The following is a 21,804-nucleotide window of genomic DNA, read 5'->3' as shown; positions in this document are numbered from 1 at the left end:
GCCTCAACGGCGAGATCAAGCGGCGCACCGAGGTGGTCGGCATCTTCCCCAACGAAGACGCCATCGTCCGCCTCATCGGCGCGATCCTGCTCGAACAGAACGATGAATGGGCCGTCCAGCGCGCCCGTTACATGACGCTGGAAACCATCGCGCCGTTGAGCGATGATCCAACCGTCAGCCTTCCGGCAATCGCCAGCTGACCTGCCCGGCTCTTGCCGGCGAACGCGGTGCCCCACCGCCAGTTACACCACGCACGGGGACACGATCAGCGCCCCGTTGCAGATGTCTTCCGGAGTCTCGCGAATGAGTAGGGGATGAAAGGTCTTTCGTTCGTCGTCGAGCGACAGTGCGTGGCAAGCCTTGCTAACAAACGGCGGAAGCCGATCTGAACAAAGTTCTAGGGGGAAGAAGAAAAGACTTACAATGCGCGTCATTTCCTCTAGGGGAAGGCCATACGCGGATACTGTGTCCCACAGGCCGACAAATTGAATCGAGGGCCGCTTCGGATTGACAGGTAGCTTGTGATAGGGAGTGCGCAGCAGGAGGTCGCGCAGCAACCGGAACGGCTGCTCAATGCGAAAAATCGTGTGCAGTTTTGCCCGGTAGGCGCGGAATGCCGCGGCGGCGAGCCGGTTAAGCTCAGTCTCGCTGTTCGAATATCTGATGAGCCCCTGTGCTTCGATCAGCTCGACCAAAACGCGGATGGTGAAAGCACCGCGGCTGAACCCGAAGAGATAGATTTCGTCGCCTTCCCGATAGTTTCGGCAGATAAACTTGTAGCATTCAAGTACATTTCGTTTCAGCCCGTAGCCGAAAATGCCGCCGATGAGGGCTAGTGGCTTAAATGGCGAGGTGCCGACACCATCGTCGTAGAAAGCAACCTGATTGGACTTTTGCTTCTCGATGGCTTCAAACAGCCGCCAAACGTTGGTTCGCCAAATTTTCGCAGCGGAGTTGCCCGTGCCATCTGACAGGACGATAATACGTTTGTCATTTCAATGCTGCTCGCCACAAAAGTTCCAAGTAATCGGAGATTGTATCACGGAAAGGACTCAACGGTGTACGGTCATTTGCGATTCATCTCCCTACCGGAACGGAGGCCCCGCGGATCGGGCAGGGGTGTTGGGCGCTGCGCCGGACGCCAGGCAGTCAGAACACAACCGCGCTGGGTCCTAAAGGCCGCACCGATCTTTCAAAACGTCTTTGCGACGAAAAGATCGCAGCGATCGAGAAGCTTGCCTGGCCTTATCTCACGTCCCGAGATCACTTTCCCAACGCCTTGCGCTTTTGCGAGAAGTCGGTCGCGATCTTCTTCAAACTGCGGACCTCCTCGGTAAACGAGGTGGCGATGTTCGTCAGCTTCGAGATACGATCTCCCGGGTTGCTGGTCGCGAACGAATCGATATGGGCCTCGAGGTCCATATACATGTCGTTGGTCAGCGAATATCTTGCCTTGCTGATATAGGCGTTGGACTCCTCCCGATTGATGGGGTCCGGCTTTTGCGCGACCTTCAATCCCTGCGCCCATTGTAGGGCGTAGCGTTTCGCTCGTTCGTCACCGATCTGGCCCGCTGCGGCGACGGCTTTGGCTTGCGCTGCCGTGCCTGAGCCCTGTTCCATCTGGTTTTGCGCCGCGGCGGCTGCCGCCAGCAGATCGGATTTGAGCAGCGGATCGGGTATCGCGTCAGCTAGCTTGATCGCCTCAAAGTTGCAGAGCTGCGCAAAATAGGCGTTCTGCTGTGAGGCTTCGCTTTTCACGGTCTGCAGGAACGCGCCGAGATCGATGAAAGTATAGGCGCGCAGCGGCTTGTCCGTGATCGCCACCATGTCGGCCAGAGCAACCGCGACGCCGCCGGCGCGTGCCTGGGCGAGAACAACGAAACGGCGTAGCTTGTCGCGCCTGCCGGCATGCGAGATCCGGGCGAGGTGTTCGCGCGCAGCGTCGAAGTCCAGCTTGCCGACGGCCGTGCTGACGAGCGATTCAAAGAAAGTGTCAGCGACAGGGTGCGGCTGCATCTGGCGTAGGATCGCAAGCGGGTCCGGGACGTTGCGCGAGCGTCGGGCCGACGCGAATGAGAGCAGCGTCGATGCGCGCCAGCGCGGGTCGGAGATCGCCAGTGCGATCCGTTCTGCCTCCTCGCCATTGACGCTCTCTATCGACGTCGCGACGTTGTGCTCGATCCAGCCGGCGGCGTCGGATCGGCTGATCTTGATGACTTCGAGCGATTGCGCAAGCGTCCTGCGTGCGCCGTTGAGATCTCCGGCGCGCGCCAGATAGTTCGAGATCGATTTGAGTTGGGATGCCCGCGTCGCCACATCGGTGATCGACGGATTTAGCTCGATGGCGCGGTTGAGCGCCTTGCGTGCTGCCTCGGCATTGCCGATCTGGTTGTAGGCGTTTACGATCGACAACGTATTCGACGCTCTGGTCTGGGCAGAGGAAATGGTCGGCGCCAACTTGTCGGCGCTTTCGACTGCCAGCCGCGCGGCATCTTTGTTCTCCGCCTTGAGGAACCCGGACATCGCCGCCAGCAGCACCGCGATCTTTTCCTCGGGAAGTGGCGCATTCGCGAACACCGTGTTGAGACGCGCGGTGTCGCCCAGCGCCCCTAGTGCCGTCGCACAGGATATCGAATAGTAGTGGCTGGGCGCGCGCTCGTTGGCCGGAAGCTGCGTCAGATCAGCTTCCTGTGCGGGAATCAGCGTGGCGGCGCGCTGGTACTGCTTAAGCTCCAACAGCCTGTTGATCAGAGTGTTACGCAAGCTGACGCGCGTCGATGGCGTTATGCTCTTGTCCTGGAAATATGTTTCGACGAACGACTCGGCGTTCTTGTGTCCGGCTTGGATCGCAATCGAGGCGAACGAGGAGTTGTAATGATGCGACTCCGACTGCTTGTCGGCAGCTATCGCGCGATCAAGTGCATTGAGCGCGACGTCGAACTTCTGGCGCGAATTAGCCGAATTGGCTATCGACACGAACGCGCCGACACGGTTACCCGGTGAGGTAATCTCCGATGCCAGCTTTATGGCGCGCTCGAAATCGCCCGCCTGGGTGGCGAGACTTGAAGCGCTCGACAAAGCGGAGTCCTTGAGACTTGCTTCGGCGAGCGTGGCGGTCCTCGTGGCCACGCGGTCGACCAGTCTGAGCACGGCCTGGGTGTCGCCGGCTGAGGTCAGCCACGTTGCTGCGGCGCTCAACGGCGCGTAGGACAGCGGATTTTCGAGAATCTGAAAGCCGAGATCGATCGCTTTCTCGACCGCGCCCTCGCGAGCCAGCGCGCCCAGCGCATAAGAGATGTAGGAGTCGCGGGAGTCGCTCGTATGGGCCTCGGTCATCAGCCGGCTGACGGCGGGCCTAAGCGGAGCGATGGCGCTGCTGATGATCGGCTGCGTCGTCGGATAATACGACGACAATGCATTGCCAAACGGCGACAGCCGGCTCTTCGGGTCCGTGATCGCCAACGCTTCGGCCACGCAGGAGCCTTCAGGGGGCCGGCCGGAGTCCGGTTTGTTGTCGTTCGGCAGGGAGTTTAGGTAGTAACGAATTGAATTGCAGATCTCGGCGCGTTCCAGCGGCGTCTTCATCTCGGCTGCCAATGCCATCGCCCGGTCGACGATGGCCTGCGCTGCCGGACGTCCGCCGAGCGAATTGACCGTCTGCGCCACTGACAGCAGCGAGGTAATCCGGCTCGGCACCGAGACGATCCGCGTTGACGTTGTCACCGCGGCATCGATGTCGCCGCGATTGGCATGATGGCTCGCAAGCCGGCTGAAATAGGAGCCCGCCTCGCTCGACGACATGGTGAAACGCGGTTCGAGCGCGATGGCGTCGGCGGTCTTGTCGTCGTTAACTAGTCCGACCGCGACTTCCGGCAACAGCCGGCCCGCCGTCGCAGGCTCGTTGGCGAGCACCAGCGCTTTGGCCCAGCTCTTGGCGCTGATGTATCTGCTTAGCACGCTCGACAGCTCCGACTTGCGATCGTTGATATCGCCGATGTGGCTTGCCGCGGCGAGCGCATTAGCCTCCTGGCCGAGTTCGGCAAAGTGTCGGATGGCGGCGCTGGCGACGTTCTTCTTGTAATAGCCGTCGGGCAGCGAGGGCAGGGTGGCTGCTAGGTCGGCGCCGATACCGATCTGCGGACTGAGCGATGACAAGTTGGCCAGTGCCTGCGCGCGCGAGGACGGCTTCGCCTGCGCCGCGAGTTTAATTCCTTCCAGTGCGAACGCCTTCGCGCCTGCGAAATTCTTGGTGGCCGCGGTAACGCCGGCGAGCCGGCTGTAGCCGCGGGTAAGATATTCGATGGGGGACTGCTTCTGCTCGGCATCCGCCAGCTTCACGATGGTGCCGGCCGTGGCGTCGAGAATGCGCTTGGCTGCTGCAAGGTCACCGATATCGACATAGAGATCGAAAAGCTGAAGACGGGCCAGGGTGAAGCTGTAAGCCGAATCGTACGCCGCCACACTTGCCTTCGACAGCGCCACTGCTGCGGGCTCGATGTGCTTGCGCGCTGCGGCTAGATCGCGCCGCTCCACATAGGCTCTCGCCATCGCGATACGCGAGGCCGCAAATGACAGCGTCGCCGGCGCCTTGGAGAGTGCAGCATCGGCCTCGAGCAGTTTGCCTTCCTTGATCTGGGCAACCACAACCGCCCTTTGCTTCTCGGTCTCCCTCGTTCGTGCGGCGGCGATGTCGCGCTCAAGCGAGGGTTTGTACCAGGCTACTGAAGGATCCTTGTTGTTGGGGAATATCTGCGGCAGCATGGCCGTGGCTTCGTCGACCCGGCCCCACTTGGCGTAACCTTTGGCGAGTTGCCAGCGCGCGGAGTTCAGCGAATAGGATTCCCAGCGGTCGTTCGGGTTGTAAAGCTTGGCACCTTCCGCATAGAGGCGCCTGGCGGTCTCAAACTCGCCGATATCCGCGGCGGTTTCCACGAGGGAGAAATAAGTAGGTTTGCGCGTGTTAGCCTCCATGTAACGCATGGAGTCGATCGCTGTGGTGAGGCTCGATCGCGCGCCGCTCTGGTCGCCGGTTTCGGATTGCGCCTTTGCGACTGACGAGTAGGCGCTGATGCGATCACTCCCGCTCGTCTGGGAAGCGTAGTTCAGCGCTTCCTTTATCTTCTTTGCATAGGCCACTGTGTAGGTGAGCTGCCGGTACGCAGCCGAGCGCTTGCTCTGTTCAACGCGCCGCATCACCTCGTCGGCAGCGCCGAGATCCCCGATCTGGGCGAGAGCGTTCGCGACCTGGCCGTAGGGGTCCTCGCTGTACGGATTCATGATCGCACGCAAACTCGACGCGGTGGAGAGCGCGCCCTGGAAATCTTGCGACTTCGCCTGTGCGACCGCGATGTTTGCCAGCCAGCCCGGGCGGTCGTTGCTGGAAAGACTCGATGAGGTCGAGAGCGCCCGCTCGATGGCAGCGCGTGCGGAGTTGGCGAGACGCTTCTCGAGCAAGTCGATCCGCGCCAGGATCTGATCGCGCGCACTGGCATGGGGCTGCGCCGCAAGATAGGCGCGATACCAAGCGATGGCGGGCAAGTCACGGCCGCCCTTGGCGTCGCTGAAGCGCGCAACGGCGATCATCACCTCCGGCGCGGAGCTGTCGGATTCGGTCGCAATCTTGAAATGCTGGTTGGCCTGGGTCCATTGCCGCTGCTGGACCGCTGCATTGCCCTTTTCGAGCGCCTCGCGCACCGTCTCCGAGACTTCGGCGCGGACAGACGGTGTGCCGAGCATCAGCGCCACAAGACATACAGAAGCGAGGGGTCGCGCGCGGAATTTGCTCATTGAGCGACCTTCGACAGCAGCATCGTCGCCTCTGTCCGGTACGGACTGTTCGGGAACTGCGCAATGAAGCGCTTGAGTTGGTCGGCGTCGGCGCCGTTGCGCAGCATGTTCCAGGCGATCTCATCGGGAAGCAGGCGGCGCGCGGGATCGGCCGGGCGACCGGGTGCGGCGGTTACGAGTTGCGGCAGGGCAGGCGGCGGCGGGGGTGGCGCGACCGCGGTGGCGGCCGGAGGCTGTGTTGCAACGGGAGCAGGGTTGACGGGACCTTGCGGAATCGCCGCAACCGCGGGCGCGCTTGCTGGCGGCGCAACCGCGGGCGTTATGGCCTGCGCCGGTGTGGAAGGCGCGGCCACCGTTGCGGAGGATGTTGCTGCCGCCGGAGTCGCCACCGGAACGCTGGCTTGTGCTGGCGCCCTCATCGCGCACAACAATCCGGTATGGTCGCAGGTCAGTGTCGCGATTTGTCCCGAATAGACCGCGCCGAGTGCGCCGGTTGCCAGCACGCCGGCAAGGCTCGCAGCCAGCGCGACAGTCTTGACCCCTCTTTTCTTGCCCTTGATGCGGCCGCCCTCAAGCGCCTTGCGGATCGCCTCACCCGAGGCGGGGCGGTCGCTTTCCTCGATTGCCATCATCCAGTCGATGGTCTTCAACAGCGACGCAGAATACTTGCCGCTCGCCGCCTTTACCGCCGGAATCATCGGATCGTTGCGAAGCCGCCGTAGCGAATCCGGTGGTGCGTTGCCGGTGACGCACCGATAGGCGATGGCGCCGAGCGCGTAAATATCGGTCCACGGACCTTGCTGGCCGCCGACGCCATATTGCTCTGGCGGCGAATAGCCGGGCGCGGCGATCGCGGTGATGCTGCGGCTGTGCCGTTCGCGGAAGTCCCGCGCCGCACCGAAATCGATCAGGACAGGTGATCCGTCATCTTCGCGGATGATGACGTTGCTGGGCTTGAGGTCGCGATGCAGGATTGCGCGCTCATGGAGTACATCGAGCCCGTCGAGCACGCCGTAAAGGATGCTACGCAACTCGTCTTCCTGCATCGGGCCCGCACTCAGACGCTTGGTCAGCGTCTCGCCGCGCTCGTAGTCGAGCACGATGTATCCGGTCTCGTGCATCTCGAAGAAGCGGCGCACGTGCACGATATTGGGATGGCGGAAGCGCGTGATCAGTCGCGCCTCCTCGATGAACGCTTCCAGCCCCAGTTCGAAATCCTCGCGGTCACCGTCGGATTTTGCGCGCACGGTGGCGGTGGAGACGCGGCCGGCCAGCTCGTTGGGGAAGTATTCCTTGATCGCCACTACCTCGCGCAGCACCGTATCGAGCGCGCGATAGGTGATGCCAAAGCCGCCATGGCCGAGCACGGACTGGACCCTGAATTCCATCAGAGCCGTGCCCGCAGGCAAGGCGAAATGGTGACCGCTCGGCTTCGTTCGCAGCGGAGAATCGCGTTCGTTCACGTCTGTTACCCCCAAAAAGTCGGGTCGCGCGCGTTGTGCAATGACTTCAACAGGAATGACCGCGCCGCTTCGGCGGGTCATTTCGACTATGAAACCATATGGAAATCAAATGGATTCTTCGGCCTTCTGGCCGTTCCCAATCGGCATCGCCGGTTGCCGCCGACTTGACGTCAGGTCCACTTGCCCCGAAGGTTGGCTCCATGGCCCATTCGGGCGGATCGCGATGGGGTCGCGGCCGTCGGCCAATGCCTACGGGCCGGTAGCTTTGCCGGGTGGTTTGATCGGATCGTTTTCGAGGGTTGCCGCGCCATGGCACGCTGGTTTTCGGGCATGTTCGGCAAATCCGGGGAAGTGCCCTCGGCAGAGCCCCATTCGCGCCGTAGGGGCGCGGAAGACGATTCTGCGGCCAACGAGAAGACAGTGAGAATAGACCGGCCGAGGTCGCAGCGTCTGTCATGGCCGGCGCGTAACGAGCCGGCGGCGCGGGCGGTCGCGGAGCCGGACGCTTCCAACGATTTGCACGAGCAGCCGACGCGGATAGTCGGCGCACGGGTACCCCGCGACGAATCCCGGCGGATGTTGCGGCGCCCGGATAACGCTGTCGAGCACACTGCGCCTCCACCCGCCGATGAGGTGACGCGCTTGGTCTCGCCGTCTCAAGCTGCTGCGAACGACGTCGATCCCGTTGTCGGCTGGCTGGTGGTGATCGCAGGTCCTGGCCGGGGTCGCGCGGTGGAGATCGGGGCGGGCGCCAATCCGCTCGGGCGCGCACTCGGCCAGAAGCTGCGCCTTGATTTCGGCGACATGCAGATTTCGCGCGAGCGCCACGCCGTCATCATCTATGATCCACGGTCGCAACGTTTCTTCCTCAATAAAGGCGAGGTTCGCAACCTCACTTATGTTGACAATGAGGTGGTGATGGCGCCGGTCGAGCTGGCGGGTGGCGAGACCATCTTGGTTGGCGAGACGCAACTGCGCTTCGTGCGCTTTTGCGGCGATCGCTTCAACTGGTCGTGACGATGTCGGCCGGGGTTGCGACCGACGTTCATGGCGCCGCCATTCAGGGCCGCAGGCAGGAGCAGCAGGATTCCTTCCGTTCGGTCTGGCTCGCGGCTGAAAAGGCGTGGCTACTGGTGGTGGCCGACGGCATGGGAGGGCACGCCGCCGGCGGCACCGCGAGCCGACTCGCCGCAGATGCGTTCGTGGCGTCCTTTACCGCGCACCGCGCCGCCGGCAACGCGCTGGCGGCGTCCTTTCAGTCCGCGCTCGACGAGGCCAACGCCCGCATCGCGCGCGGCCAGGCCGACGATCCCGACACCGAGGGTATGGGCACGACACTCGTCGCCGCTCATTTGTCGCCCGAGGGTCTGACCTGGGTCAGCGTCGGCGATTCGCCGTTGTGGCTCGTTCACGGCGGCAGCATCGAGCGCGTCAATGAGGATCATTCCCTTCGTCCTGCGGTCGCGAAAGGAGCGAAAGCAATCGCCAATATGTTGCAATCGGTGTTGAACGGCCAGCCGGTTGCGATGGTCGATCTTAAATCGAGGCCGCGCCGCCTGCGCAACGGCGAGTTCATTATTCTCGCCTCCGACGGATTATTGACGCTGAAGGAAGGCGACATCGCTCGCGTTGCTGGCGGCGCGGCGGCGACCGGTGCGGCGGCCACGGCGCGCGCGCTCTTGACCGAAGTCGAGAACCGGCAGAAATCCAATCAGGACAATTGTGCGGTGGTGGTGGCGGTGCCGCCACCAAATTCCGCTAGCGCCGCGGCTGGATTCATCAGGTCGCGTACCGTCGGCATCGCCGCTCTGATCTTGCTCGTGGTCATCGCGGGCGTGTCGGTTTGGCGGCTGTCATGAAATCGTTCCTGCTCGGCCGCGGCCTTGATTGCGACGTGGTCTTTGCGGATCCGACGGTTTCGCGCCGCCACGCCGAATTCGTCGTGAAATCGGAGCGTGAATTCCTGCTTGTCGATTCGGCAAGCACCTACGGCACGTTTGTGCGCAGCGGGCAGGAATGGAAGCAGATTACGACCGCGCAGGTTTCGATCGACGATCAGATCAGGCTTGGCCGCCACGACACCTCCGTTCGGGCGGTGATGTCGGCGGTGATCGAGAAGCTGCGCGCGTCGGCTCCGGCTGACGAAAAGCCTCCGCCGGCGTCGCCGTCCTCCAGGGAGCCGGTCAAGCGCGCAGCACTGGAGCGCGATCCGGAAACAGGCGAGATCATCCGGCGCGAATAGAAGAAGCGGGGGGCATTCGATGGCGGGGGAGAATATTGAGACCGGAGGACTTGAGCGGCATCGCCAGCTCATCGCCGCCGGCTGCGCGTTGGTCGGCGTCGTCGTCGTCACCGGCTTGCATTTCGTCCTGCCCGAGGAGCTCGCCAAGGTCCTGCTCGACCGCGGCGGCATCGGCTATCCGTTTTCGGTGCAGAACTGCATCTGGGTGGTGTTCGCGGTCGGCTGCGGCGAGTTGTTCGTGCGCTTCCGCGCCGGCCGCGCCGAGCAGGACCAGTTGCGCCGCAATTATCTGCCCGAAGATGAGCGTACCGTACTGCAGGCGCAGGATCTTGGCGAAATCTACCGGCAAGTCCGCTCGACCTCGTTTGCGTCGAATTGCTTCCTGCCGCGGCTGATCCAGCGCACCATTCTCCAGTTCCAGTCGAGCCGCTCGATCGACCAGGCCTCTTCGCTCCTGAACACCAGCATGGAGATGTACCTCCACGAGGTCGACCTTCGCTACAACATGCTGCGCTATCTGACCTGGCTCGTTCCTTCGCTCGGCTTTATCGGCACCGTCATCGGCATGGGGCGTGCGCTCGCCTTTGCCGGTGATCCGGCAAACGCGCAGAACGCGCTGCTGCTCAACGAGGTGACGCGGCGTCTCGCCATCTCGTTCGACGGCACCTTCCTCGCGCTGTTACTCGCCGCGCTGCTGGTGTTTCTCACCAACATCGCCCAGTCGCGCGAGGAGCATGCGCTTAACCGCGCCGGGCAATATTGTCTCGACAATCTTGTCAACCGCCTGTTCGTAGCGGCATAGCCCGACATGAGGCGTCCGAACCGCAATATCGAGATATTCAGCATGTCGGTGCTGGATCTGTTTGCGGCAGCGCTCGGCGGCTTCATCCTGATCGCCGTCATCCTGTTTCCAAACTACATGAAGACACAGAAGGCCGAAGTCGATCTCAAGGAAACCAGGAGCGACCTCCAGGTTTGCAAGAAGGCCGAGAGCGAGGCCAAGCAGTCGCTCGCGACCAAGACCGCCGCGCTCGCCACATGCGAGGCGGCGCTTGCCTCGACCTTCCTCGTCGTCGTGGTCGAATGGAGCTCCGCCGGCAATTTCGACGTCGACCTCCACGTCACCGATCCCGAGGGCCGTAAGTTCTTCTGGGGCAAAAGCAACCGCGACAAGCGCGACTTCCCGGCCACTGAGGCACAGCTCTCTTACGACAACACCCGCGGGCCGGGTGTCGAGTTGTGGCAGCACCCTAAAGCCGTGGCCGGCACCTATACCATCGCCTACGACTATTACGGCTCGCCAGGGGGCAACCAGCCGGTCGAGGTGAGAGGAAATGTGTTCCACCGCAATGGACGCATTCATTTGCCGAATGTTACATTGACCGAGACGCACAAGCTTCGCCCAGTAGCGAAGGTGGTCGTGAACCAAAGCGGCGGCGTCGATGCACGTTTCGATCCCTGAATGGGAGCAGTTTGGTGTGCACGGGCGGGGGGCTTCGACAGCGAGCGAGCGGGTCGGCGCGAATGGTGCGCGTCCTCGCGCTGGGTCTAGCCGTGCTGGTACTTGCTGTCATGGCGTCCGGCTTCGATGCCAGCGCCGAGGGCGACGATTTCCTCGCGCAGGACTGGGGCTCCGGTTTCCAAAGCTGCAACGGCGCTAGGACGCCGGTGTCGTTTCGCGTTGCGGGCCCCGAAAGCACCGTCATCGCCAATGGCATCGTTACCTGCCGTGACGACAGTGACGCCTTCATCTATGCGGTTGACTACATCAATTTCCTTTTGAATCCGCGAGGCAACTGGCCGCAAGCTTCCTTACAATGGTTCGGCGCCGGCGCGCAGCGCGCAGGCGCTAATGGCCGCAACGACTGGTTTTTCGACGAGGTCAGGCCGATCCGCGTCCAGATTCCCGCGCCCGGCCGTCGCGTCGCGATCTCCAATCTGTCGTTCCGAGTGCCGAAGGCGGTTCTGATGCAGGCGCGTGGCTTCGGCTTCTACGCCGTTGGCGGCGGCGTGTTCTGGCCGATCCTGCTGCAGTCGCGCGTCGAGAGCGCCGCCGCCCCGCGCCCCGCCCAGCAGGACAGTTTGCCGCCTATGCCGGCGCTCTCGGTCTCCGCGGCTACGCCGAGCGCGCCGGACAAGCCCGACGTGCCGAAACTCGCTGTCGAGCAGGCGGAATGGGGCGCCAACTTTCCAGCCTGCGCGGGCGCGCGCAATGCCATTCCGCTGAAGGCGGCCAGCGCCGGCAATGACACGTTGTTAGCCAATGGCATCATCAATTGTGCCGACGACGGCGACGTGTTCGTCTACAGCGTAGACTACATGAATTTCTCGCTTGCGCATGGCAGCAAACGGCCATCCGTGACGCTCGAATGGTTCGGCTGTGGCGCGCAGCGCGCCAGCGCCAATGGTCGCAACGAATGGATTTTCGACGAGGCGAAGCCGATCCAGGCGCAGGTCAAGGCCGGCGTTGCGCGCGTTGGCATCACGCAGGTGACGTGTCGCGTGCCCAAATCGGTTTTGAGCCGCGCGAGAGGCTTCGGTTTCTACGTCGTCGGCGGCGGGACCCTGTGGTCCATCCACTTGCTGTGAGACCATGATGTGCAGGCTTTTTGTACATGTAGCTGTCGTCGGAGCGCTCGCGCTCTGTGCGCCGCTTGCGCAGGCCGAGCCGTTGGCGTCCGGCGACCGCGTCGCCGGCCGGGACGATACCGCCCGCACCTATGATTGGACGAGGCCGTCGGCGCAGGAGACAGCGCAAAATCCTGAGGGCTCGGCCGCTCCGCGTCCCTATCTGCGCGACGTCAGTTCGGCAAGACTCGAGCCCGACGTGCAATGGGAATCGAGCGATCCCGGCATCACTGATGTGCCCGCGTCCGCAACGATGACGACGCCGGCAGAGGCTAACTGGGCGCGTCCGCAGCCCGGCGAGATTGCCCCCAATCCCGGCGCGGGCGCGGGCTCACGGCCTTTTCTGCGCAGCGTCAGTCCGAGCACCGCGGCGCGGCAAGGCGATGTCCGCAACTACACCGACCGCGCCTATCAAGGCGGCGACCAGCGCTCCCAGACCGCGGTCGCCGGCGGCGGCGCCGGCAATCCGAGCCAGACGGGTGGCGGACAGGGCACGTCGCGCAGCGACGGCTCCGGCGATGCCAAGGGAAACATGAAGGGAAGTACGAAGGGTGGGGCCAGGGGGCCTGAAAGCGGCGCCGCCAAGGGCTCCAACACCAAGGATCGCAATACAAAGACTGTGTCGGCTCCGGCCGCAACAGGCGGCGGTGCAATCCCCGGCCCAGCCGGTCAGAGCGCATCGCCGTCACCGGATACACCTTCCGTCCTCGGATCGCCTGGCGGCGCAACGAATGCTTCGACCGATCGCCCCTCAAGTGGCGGCGGATCAGCGGCCGCCGCTCGTCCCGGCGCGCCGTCATCAGGCGCCCCGGCACTGCGAGCTTCGTCAACAAGCGTTCGTGATCGTGTCGCAATGCCTGTCCCCGATAGTGGCGCTGCCGGGGGCGATGCCAAATCCGCCTTGCTGGGCAGCAAGACGCCGAGCGCAGCAGCCACAAACACAAGTCTGGAAGCAGGTCAGGGCGCGCCTTCCGGCACTGCATCAGGCCATTCGCAGTCCGGTTCTCAGCCATTGTCTCGCGTGGCGCCGAATGAATCACGCCAAAGCGGAGTTGGCGTCGTTGCAAGCAGCAATGACCGCCCATTGTCCGGTGGCAATGCACCTGTCGTCGGAACGACCCCCGGCCACGTCGAACTTGCGCAGTTCGACGCGCGCGTTCGCGGCGCGTCAGTGTCGGGTGGCGGCAGCGGCGTCGGACGCGCAGGTGCTGCGCGTGCGACCGATGCAGACGGCTCTGGCTCGTCGCTGATCGGCACCTCGGCATCGTCGGGCCGCGTCGCGATAACGAGTGCTGCGCCCGGCACCGTGCGTGGCGATGGCATTGCCAATCATCTGGGCGGTGCTGGCGTTGGCAATGCGCCATTATCCGGCGCAGAAGGCGGTACGGGAACGGGAAGCAGCGCGTCAGGACCGACGCCTGGCAACGCTGCGCAAGGCGACGCGCCCGCTGGCGATACGCAGCGGTCAGCCAAGGGCGCGCAGCGGTCCAGCAGCCGTCCTCATGAGAACGCCTCCGGCACCAGCGCCTCGCGCGTCGGCGGCAGCACCTCGACGACTCCCGGCCCGGCATCGGGCGGCAGCGGTGCCGGACACAATACAAGCGGCCATCAGCCTGCGGGAAATCCGGCCGGTGGAAATGCCGCAGCCGCAAATTCAGCAAGCAGCATCGTCACGCAACGCGCCGGCGGCTCGGCATCCAGCGCGCCGGGGCAAGGTGGATCGCAGCAAGCCGGCGCCAGCGCGTCGGCGGCGACGCCGTCATCGGCTAGCACCGCGTCGGGCGTGCCGGGCAACACCCAGGCGGGATCGTCGCAAAGCGCGGCGTCAAATGTCGGCGGTTCGTCGCATGCACCCAGCGGAACGCAGTCGTCGGGCGTCATGAGCGGCCAGATTTCGGGCGGTCAAAGCGCCAGCACGTCAACATCGTCAAGTGCTGCGGGCGCTTCGTCGAATTCAGCTGGATCGTCGGGGGCGTCATCGAGCGCGGCTGGTTCGTCCGGCGCATCCGGGACACCAGTGTCCTCATCATCCGGGGCGCCTGTGGCTGGATCGCCGCCGCGACTGCGCGTCAATCTGTTCGCCAAGCTCGATTTTCCGACGCTGGCCCAATCGCTCGGCGTCCCGCCGCCTGTGGTGCCGCCGACGCCACCCGTCAGTGTCAGCACGACGACCGCCACGCCGCCGCCATCGCCGCCGCCGCCGCCGCCGCTTACGGCTCAACCTCCGGTCCCGCCGCCTGCAATCGCGAGGCCGTCACCGCCGCCGAAAGCCGCGCCACCGGGTGCCTTGCAAAGCGTGTCGCAGTCCGCTGCCGCGCCGGCATCGTCGCCAACAGAGTCGAGCTCATCTTCACCGCTAGCGGCGGCGTCATCCCCATCGCGGCCTTTGATGGCGAATTTGCGCGAGCAAGCTCGCGCGGTCGATTGGGAGCAGGCTCGCGCGGATGGCCTCGCCATCCTGCGCAAGGAGGCCACGCTTGCCAGCCTGCCCGCAGCCAATCGCGACAATCTCGGGCGCGCGCGCGACATCATGGGCAAGCTTGCCGAAAATGAAGGCTATTATCGCCAGCAGTCCCTCGCGCGTATGGCTACCTACGACGATCTGAAGAAGGAATACGTCAATTATATTCACGAGCGCGACCGTGCGGCGCTGCAGGGCGTCATCGGCGGTGGCGGGCTTGCCGTCGTCAATCTCGTCGACATGATCGGTTACGGGTTCTCCGCGCGCGGCGTGCCGCTGGCCAAGTTCTACATCACGGTGCGCGGCGTCGCCGATCAGGGTGTCAAGGTTGCCGGCGAATTGTTTCCTTCCGCGCTGCCGACCGCGCCGGTAGTGCCGTTCACCCAAGCGCCCGCGGTGGCGGGGGGGCCCTTGCCCAACTTGTCAGGCGGCTCGGGAATTTCCGCGCCCGGCGGCAGTGGAGGGGCAGGCTCGGCGGCAGCGCCGCCGCCCGCCGCCACTCTGCCAAAGACATCCGACGAGCAGATCCAAGCCGCGGCCAATCAGGCGCAGCTCGTGCGCGATATGCACAAGGCGGTCGAGGAGACTTCGCGGTTGAACCGCGGCATTCCCGGCGTCGACCGTTTCCGCGGCTGGACCACGCCGCAGACCGGCAAGGCCGAGGAGACGACGGCGCTCAAGGTCAGCAAGGGCCTGGGCGAGGGGATCGATGCCGCGCTCAAGATCGCCAGCAGCGTCGCGGACGTGCGTGCGGCGCGCCGCGGTGGCGATCTCGTGGCGACTGCTGGAGCCGAAGTGCAGCTCACGCGCGATGTGGCCCAGGCGGGCGCGACCGCGATCGACATCGCCAACCGTGCTGGCAAGCTGATGGGAAATCGCGGCGAGTCCGGCGCGTTCCCCGTCTCCGCGCAGGTCATGAAGGGTCTTAAGAGCGCCGATCAGGTTCTCAGCATCGCTCAGACCAGCTCCAACACGTTGGCGGCCTATTACGAAGGCCAGGGCGGCAACTACGACAAGGCCTGGCAGCATGCGCGCGACGGCGTCACCAACGCGGCCAAGACGTTCGGCGCCTATGGCAGTCAGGTCGAGGCCGCGGCCAAGGCGGCGGAGGCGCTCAAGCGTGCCAGCGACGCCACCACCTTGCGCGACAAGGCGACGAGCTATCTCGACTATGCCGGCAATGCTGCCAAGGTCGGCACCATTCCCGGCGCCAGCGACACCGGCGAGGCCATCTTGAAGGCCAGGGAGGCTGTCGAGCAGGGTTTCTTTGTCAAGGAGTCGATCGATCTCAGGCGCCAGGATACTTTCCGTCCCAATCTCGATCGCCTCGGGCGCAACATCCGAGAAGACTACGACATGTACATGCACTTGAGCGAGTTCAGGCCGTTGTTCGATCTGCCGCAGCAGTTTCCGGGCGACAGCTTCTCGCGGACGCCGCCTGTCATTTTAAAGCCGCAGCAATGAGGCGGCTCGCGTTCATCATAACCGTTGCCGCTGCGATTGGTCCGCAGGCCCGCGCTGCCGATGCGCCGATCGTCAAGGCGCAGGACGGCATCCTCGCCGAGCTGACTGTCACCGGCAGCGAAGCCTTGGTGCGCTGGCGATTCCTGCGCAAGCCCTCCCGTCCGATCGATCAGGTTGCAGCGACGTATAATGGCCGTCCGCTCGGCATTCCGACGGTCGAACCCTATCCCGGCGCCGGTCAGGCCGTTGCGGCGATCGCGCTGCTCGACGTCAGCGGCACGCAGCGTGAAGAGCAGATCGAGCGCTTCAAGCAGGCAATGCTGCTGCTCGCCGCGCGCAAGCCGACCCACGTCCAGCTCGGCTTCGCCGTCTATGCGCTGGAAGGGCATCTGCTCGTGCCGACAGGGGGCGACGCGAAGGAGACACTGGCGTTGCTCGCCGCCGTTCCGCCGCTCGATGAAGAGGCCAACCTGTCCGGGGCGTTGGTCTCGTCGATCCGCACGTTGGGTGCGCTCGACGCCGATCGCCGCGCCGTATTCGTTCTTACCGACGGCCACAATGACGGCGCGGTCGCGCTTGGTGACGTGGCAACGTTGGCGCAATCGCTCGGCGTTTCGCTTTTTTTCCTGATCGCGCCCGGACGCGCCGCCGATGTGACGGCACTGGCGCTGCTCGCCGAATCGACTGCGGGCCAACTTGTGAACGACAAGGACATCGCGACCTTCCTCGGCGATCCCTTCGCGCTGCTCAACAGCGGCGCGCAGGTTCGTTTCCCGCTCGGCGGCGCGCGCAAGTTCCTGTGGGATTCGCGGAGCGAGCTTCAGGCCGAGATCCGTTACGGCGACGGCCGCATCGACATTGCCACGTCCGCGAATATTGCGGCCGCCTCCACCCGCGACACGGCCGCCTATCTCTGGCACGCGCATACGATGAGCGTCGTTGTGGCCGGCGGCATGATCTTCGCGCTGCTCGGCGCCGCGGCCCTCGCCGGGACGCGAAAGAGAGCTGCGCGGCCGCCTCCACCCGGCGTTGGTGCTGCCGCAGTTATCGAGGACATGCAGAGCGGCAGACACTATCCGCTTACCGCGCCGTTCCTGCGCATCGGTCGCAGCCCTGAGAACGATCTTGTCATCAACGAACCGACTGTCGGGCGTTCGCACGCCATCGTGCAGCAGGTCGGTGACCTCGCCTTCTCCATCACTGACCAGTCGAGTGCCAATGGCACGCTAGTCAATGGCCACAGGATCGCCAGTGCTATGTTGGCCGACGGCGATGTCATTTCGATCGGCTCGCGCGGTTTGCGCTTCTGTATCCTCGAGGCGTGAATGAGGTTGTGCGTCACGTCCCAGGATCGTGCAGGTGAAGGGCTTGAGGGCGAGCACACCATACTTCACCCGGCAAGCCGAGCCGCGATTGCGTTGGTAGGTCTCTGGCCGACTTGTTCCGTAACAACACATCCGCGAACGCCATCCTCCCGACGGCTGCGTCGCATCCTGTGAAGGGTTTCGGATGCCGGCCGCTTGAGAGACGGCGCGGCATATTCGGCGGCCGGCGTCCGAAAGCCTCCAAGGGAGGAAACCGCGCTTGAGGGAACGTAAGGCAGTGCGGCAGGCGCTATGGTGATTTGAGCGCCGCGGGCGAGCTCGCTGACTGAGATCGAGGCGGTACAACGAGTTCTGCGACGGTGAAGCCGCTAACGAATCCGCGACAGATAGCATCGAGCTCGACAGGTTGTCCGACGATTTGCGACGGCTGGCGGATATCTGGGCGCGCTCTGCCGTGGCCGGAGCAGAGGCGGCGAGCACGACAAACAGATTTGCGGGACTGTGACGCGATCATGAGGTGTCGATCCTGATGCGGTTCGTTGGAGCCGTCGGCTGGTGCCGTGGCGTTGCACCGCGCGCGAACACCTCGATGATGATCATGCGACCGCCACAGCATGGGCAGGTCGGCTTGCTGGGATCGACGGCGGCAGCGGTGGGCTGGTCGTCAGGTTTTGCAGCGGCGAGCAGTTTACGGGCGCGTGCGATGTTGGCGGCGCAAGCGCCTTTGGCGAACAGGCCGTAGTGGCGGATGCGATGCAGGCCCTTGGGCAGCACGTGGATGAGGAAGCGGCGGATGAACTCGTCGGTGGCGAGCGTCATGCGTTTGTATCGATCGCTTCCCTCGATCCGATAGTCCTTCCACTTGAAGGTGACGCCGCCTTCGTCGAAGGCGATCAAGCGGCTGTTGGCGATGGCTACGCGGTGGGTGTAACGCGACAGATAGGCCAGCACCGCCTCGGGTCCGCCGAACGGACGCTTTGCGTAGACGACCCATTCCGCCTTGCGCAGCGGCGCGAGATAAGCCGCGAAGCATTGCGCATCGGCGAGCCTGCTGTTGTCGCCGAAGAAGCTCAGGCGGCCGGCTTGATGCGCGGCGATGAGCTTCTCCAGGAACAGTCGCCGAAACAGGCGGGAGAGCACGCGCACCGGGAGGAAGAATCCGGGTCGGCACGATATCCATCGCTGGCCGTCGGGTGAGATGCCGCCACCTGGCACGATCATGTGCACATGCGGGTGATGGGTCATGGCCGAGCCCCAGGTGTGCAGCACGGAGGTGATGCCGATCCGGGCCCCAAGGTGCGTCGGATCGGCGGCGATCGTCAGCATGGTCTCGGCCGAGACCTTGAACAGCAGGTCGTAGAGGACGGCCTTGTTCTGGTAGGCGATGTCGGCAATCGCCGCCGGCAGCGTGAACACGACGTGATAGTACGGCACCGGCAGCAGCTCGGCCTCGCGGTCGGCGAGCCAGTCCTTGGCCGCGGCTCCCTGGCACTTCGGGCCCATGATGGATTGGACCGAGTGGCATGGCCTTGCTTCACCGCGCTAGCAGCGAAGTGCCGCGCCCCGAACGAATCTCCGCCCGCGTGGTACCAAGCCGGCACCTGGACGCGGAGCACGACGAATGAGGCACCGCGGAGGAACGAGGGCGATCGGCGTAATGTAAGTTTCGAAGTGGCGCACCCGACTTCGCCTTCGGAGGATAAGGCATTTAGTTAGCCCGCGCGCGATAACGGAACGATTTTATCGCCTTCGAGAGCCAACGCTGTAATATGGTCTGCCCACCACTGCATCATTCTTCGACGGTCAGGCATCCACTCCGCCGCGTTGTAAGCGCGTCGCACTTCGTTTCGTTCTACGTGCGAAAGTTGGCGTTCGATCCAATCTCGGTTGAACAAATTGGTTTCGTTCAGGATCGTGGAAGCGACGGCGCGGAAACCGTGTGTTGTGGCGCGGCCGTGATATCCCATCCGGTAGATGGCATAGAGCATGGTGTTGCTGGACATGCAGTCGCCTTTTCCGGGCGAAGGAAAGATGTTGGGACTGCCGCCAGAAAGCGCGCGCAGCTCGCGCAATACCGCGACGGCTTGGCGTGAAAGAGGCACCAGATGCTCCAGGCGCATTTTCATGCGTTCGGCTGGAATGCGCCACACAGCGGAATTTTCATCCAGGTTCTCCAGTTCGCTCCACTTGCCGGCGCGCAGCTCGGTCGTTCGAAGAAACGTCAGGGTTACGAGCTTCAATGCAAGTTTGGTCTGCTGCTCGCCGCTGTAACACTCCAACTTCCGCAAGAACGTTGGCAGCTCTGAAAGCGGCATCGCTCTGTGACGCTGCGGTTCTCCGGTGGCTCGTAAAGCGTCCTTGAGATCAACGGAGGGGTCCCGCTTCGCGCGGCCAGTCACGATAGCGAAACGGAATATTTGTCCGACGAGCTGCTTTAGCCGGCGCGCCGTTTCGTTCACCCCGCGCTTCTCGATCTTGCGCAGCATGTCCAGCAGTTCTGGCGGTTCGAGCGCCGCAATCGGGCGGCGACCGATCGCCGGGAAAGCATCCGCCTCCAGGCGTCGGAGGATCTGCGCGGCGTAATAGGGGCTACGTGCACCTTTCCAGTTTTCGTGCCACTCGCGCGCGACGGCTTCGAAGGTATTGCCAGTCGCAATCTTCGCAGCTCGTTTACGCTCCTGTTTCACTACGGAAGGATCGATGTCAGCAGCAAGATTACGTTTGGCTTCAGCCCGCGCAGCGCGCGCCTCCATCAACCCAATGGCCGGATAGACGCCGATTGCAAGGGTGCGTTGCTTGCCATGCCACCGATAGGCCAAGCGCCAGTATTTGGCTCCGTCAGGATTGACCAAGAGGTGCAAGCCACCGCCGTCGGAGAGCTTGCGCGGCTTGATTTGTCCCTTGGCATTCCGGCACTTCGTATCCGTGAGCGGCATGTTGGTATCTCGCTTTGGCTTCGACAAGATACCAACAAATGTGCCAACAAAACGTCGGGATGTTAGCGAACATCTCGCGAACGTTGGCGGACGCTCGGTTGTCATAGGCTATTGGAAAATAGTCAGAAACATCGCTCCAGCGGATGACGACGAATGGCTGAGAACACTGGCGGACCAACGGTGTGGTGGGCCCGGCAGGACTCGAACCTGCAACCAGACCGTTATGAGCGGGAGGATAGAGGACGCGTTCGTTGAATTTGCTGTTTTTTCGTTCGAGTTCGATCGCGTTCGTCGCGTTTCAGCTGGGCCGTTTCTGGTGCGAAACTGGTGCGATTGCCCTGGAGGACCAACGCCCCGGTTCTTTGTGCTCACGAGTTTCCTTTCCGGGCCACTTCCGTCGAGGTCCGCTGACCTCATCAGACCGGCAGCTGTCGGAGCTTTCCTCGGGCGTGCCTTCGCGCGATGCAGCGGGCTCGTGAGGGCTCTTTGGCGACTGAACCAGAAGGACTTGTTGCCCACGCCCCAGCCCTGCACATCCATTCAACAAACATACACTAAATTGGCGCGGGGGGCGTCGTCTCCCTCACGAGCAAACTACGATCTGCCGCGCTTCCGCTGGATTTTTCTTGTCTCGTTTTCACGAGTCCGCAGCATTTGAGCGCGTCGGGCAGCGCGTGTCACTGGAATCAAAAATTCAGCTGGAGCAGCCCGAACCCACCATGCGCGAGCTTGCCCGTGCCGCCGGCGTTCGTTGAATAGTCCCAGTTGGCTGAATATTCGACGGCGACCTTCAGCCCGTCCATCACCCACTCGCCGGCGGTGAGGAACAGTCGGTGTTGCGGGACGAATCCGATCCGGGTCGGTACGCCGTTTTGCAGTATCATCACGCCCGCCATGTCCTTGCTGCCGGAATATGCGATCGAGATGAAATCGCCCTGAGCGCCGATTTCGGTCACCCATGGATTCCAGTCGAACTGGTAGGCAAGCGAAACCTGCCAAGTCATCGGTGACATGTGTCTGGGGATGCCGAGTCCATCGAAGAACGACGCACTTCTGGTCGCGGCATTCACCTCTCCGACGAGGGCGAATGGGCCAAAGCTGGTTTTGAGGCTCGCGGCTACCCCCGGAACGCGTCTGATCTGATCCAGGAATGGCTGATAGGAAGCATGAAGAAATCTGCTTTCAAACACCGAAGTGTCAAAATCGACATGGAAGTCGAAAGTCCACGGACAGATCAGAGAGGTCGTCAACTGCTCATACGGCACGCCGCAATGACCCCTTGCCCGGTACCCGAGCGTGGCGTTGTAATCGTCAATCTTTGTTCGGCCGGGCACGATGGAGTCGCTGCCTCTGTAGACCATGACCGAGCCGTAGAACGGGGGCGGGTCGAGGAGCGGTCTCACCGGCAGCTGCCGGAACGGCCGTTCCGGCAGTGGAACGTCGCCCATCCAACTCATGATTTTTCGCACCGCGGGTGCGACGACCAGCGGACTGACCC

General features: G+C 63.5%; 16 protein-coding genes and 1 pseudogene. 9 read left to right on the top strand and 8 right to left on the bottom strand.

Features of this window, described 5'->3' with window-relative positions:
* A partial coding sequence (locus ACT4OC_RS27570) for a transposase (RefSeq protein WP_444842213.1) occupies positions 1–200 on the top strand: 200 nt, incomplete at its 5' end.
* A gap of 42 nt (positions 201–242) precedes the next feature.
* On the opposite strand, the gene ACT4OC_RS27565 is transcribed toward ACT4OC_RS27570, so the two are convergent.
* The 3 genes from ACT4OC_RS27565 to ACT4OC_RS27555 form a co-directional block, all read right to left on the bottom strand.
* Entirely contained in the window at positions 243–980 is a 738-nt protein-coding gene (locus tag ACT4OC_RS27565; protein ID WP_444842214.1) for a phospholipase effector Tle1 domain-containing protein, read from the bottom strand.
* A 283-nt stretch (positions 981–1,263) separates the two neighbouring features.
* Positions 1,264–5,787 (bottom strand): tetratricopeptide repeat protein, encoded by a 4,524-nt coding sequence (locus ACT4OC_RS27560; protein ID WP_444842212.1) that lies wholly within the window; start codon positions 5,785–5,787, stop codon positions 1,264–1,266.
* Positions 5,784–7,175: a serine/threonine-protein kinase gene (locus tag ACT4OC_RS27555; protein WP_444842211.1), complete on the bottom strand. Its 1,392-nt coding sequence runs from the start codon at positions 7,173–7,175 to the stop codon at positions 5,784–5,786. Before ACT4OC_RS27555 ends, ACT4OC_RS27560 begins: the two co-directional genes overlap by 4 nt.
* 405 nt (positions 7,176–7,580) lie before the next feature.
* Here ACT4OC_RS27555 and ACT4OC_RS27550 point away from each other — a divergent pair, with 405 nt between their 5' ends.
* From ACT4OC_RS27550 to ACT4OC_RS27525, 6 genes are all read left to right on the top strand, one after another.
* Positions 7,581–8,267: an FHA domain-containing protein gene (locus tag ACT4OC_RS27550; protein WP_444842210.1), complete on the top strand. Its 687-nt coding sequence runs from the start codon at positions 7,581–7,583 to the stop codon at positions 8,265–8,267.
* 2 nt (positions 8,268–8,269) lie between these two features.
* Positions 8,270–9,109, top strand: a complete 840-nt coding sequence (locus ACT4OC_RS27545; protein ID WP_444842209.1) for a PP2C family protein-serine/threonine phosphatase — start codon at positions 8,270–8,272, stop codon at positions 9,107–9,109.
* Positions 9,106–9,492, top strand: coding sequence for an FHA domain-containing protein (locus ACT4OC_RS27540; protein WP_444842208.1), 387 nt, complete (start codon positions 9,106–9,108; stop codon positions 9,490–9,492). The genes ACT4OC_RS27545 and ACT4OC_RS27540 overlap by 4 nt, the downstream gene beginning before the upstream one ends.
* Before the next feature lie 19 nt (positions 9,493–9,511).
* The gene (locus tag ACT4OC_RS27535; protein WP_444842207.1) at positions 9,512–10,294 is read left to right on the top strand and encodes a MotA/TolQ/ExbB proton channel family protein; all 783 of its coding nucleotides are present in this window, start codon (positions 9,512–9,514) and stop codon (positions 10,292–10,294) included.
* A gap of 6 nt (positions 10,295–10,300) precedes the next feature.
* On the top strand, positions 10,301–10,954 hold the full coding sequence (locus ACT4OC_RS27530; protein ID WP_444842206.1) for a YfaP family protein: 654 nt from the start codon (positions 10,301–10,303) through the stop codon (positions 10,952–10,954).
* Positions 10,955–11,016: 62 nt separating this feature from the next.
* Complete coding sequence (locus ACT4OC_RS27525) at positions 11,017–12,081, top strand: hypothetical protein (protein ID WP_444842205.1); 1,065 nt, start codon at positions 11,017–11,019, stop codon at positions 12,079–12,081.
* 1,647 nt (positions 12,082–13,728) lie between these two features.
* On the opposite strand, the gene ACT4OC_RS27520 is transcribed toward ACT4OC_RS27525, so the two are convergent.
* Entirely contained in the window at positions 13,729–14,001 is a 273-nt protein-coding gene (locus ACT4OC_RS27520; RefSeq protein ID WP_444842204.1) for a hypothetical protein, read from the bottom strand.
* 21 nt (positions 14,002–14,022) lie between these two features.
* A complete protein-coding gene (locus ACT4OC_RS27515; RefSeq protein WP_444842203.1) occupies positions 14,023–14,298 on the bottom strand; it encodes a hypothetical protein in 276 nt (91 codons plus the stop codon).
* Between the two features lie 211 nt (positions 14,299–14,509).
* Here ACT4OC_RS27515 and ACT4OC_RS27510 point away from each other — a divergent pair, with 211 nt between their 5' ends.
* On the top strand, positions 14,510–16,045 hold the full coding sequence (locus tag ACT4OC_RS27510; RefSeq protein WP_444842202.1) for a hypothetical protein: 1,536 nt from the start codon (positions 14,510–14,512) through the stop codon (positions 16,043–16,045).
* Positions 16,042–17,370 carry an FHA domain-containing protein gene (locus ACT4OC_RS27505; RefSeq protein ID WP_444842201.1) on the top strand — a complete coding sequence of 443 codons (1,329 nt, stop codon included), beginning with the start codon at positions 16,042–16,044 and terminating at the stop codon, positions 17,368–17,370. The genes ACT4OC_RS27510 and ACT4OC_RS27505 overlap by 4 nt, the downstream gene beginning before the upstream one ends.
* A 510-nt stretch (positions 17,371–17,880) precedes the next feature.
* Here the strand turns inward: ACT4OC_RS27505 and ACT4OC_RS27500 are convergent.
* The 3 genes and pseudogenes from ACT4OC_RS27500 to ACT4OC_RS27490 form a co-directional block, all read right to left on the bottom strand.
* Positions 17,881–18,867 (bottom strand): annotated as a pseudogene (locus tag ACT4OC_RS27500) (IS91 family transposase); the annotation flags it as partial.
* A 215-nt stretch (positions 18,868–19,082) separates the two neighbouring features.
* Positions 19,083–20,306 (bottom strand): tyrosine-type recombinase/integrase, encoded by a 1,224-nt coding sequence (locus ACT4OC_RS27495; RefSeq protein WP_444842200.1) that lies wholly within the window; start codon positions 20,304–20,306, stop codon positions 19,083–19,085.
* A gap of 686 nt (positions 20,307–20,992) precedes the next feature.
* The coding region (locus tag ACT4OC_RS27490; RefSeq protein WP_444842199.1) for a hypothetical protein at positions 20,993–21,804 on the bottom strand (812 nt) is incomplete at its 5' end.

Origin of the sequence: Bradyrhizobium sp. (assembly GCF_052389815.1) — a bacterium.
In the GTDB taxonomy this organism is placed as follows: domain Bacteria; phylum Pseudomonadota; class Alphaproteobacteria; order Rhizobiales; family Xanthobacteraceae; genus Bradyrhizobium.
Note: the sequence above shows the minus strand (reverse complement) of the source record. Positions and strands in the feature narration are given on the sequence as shown.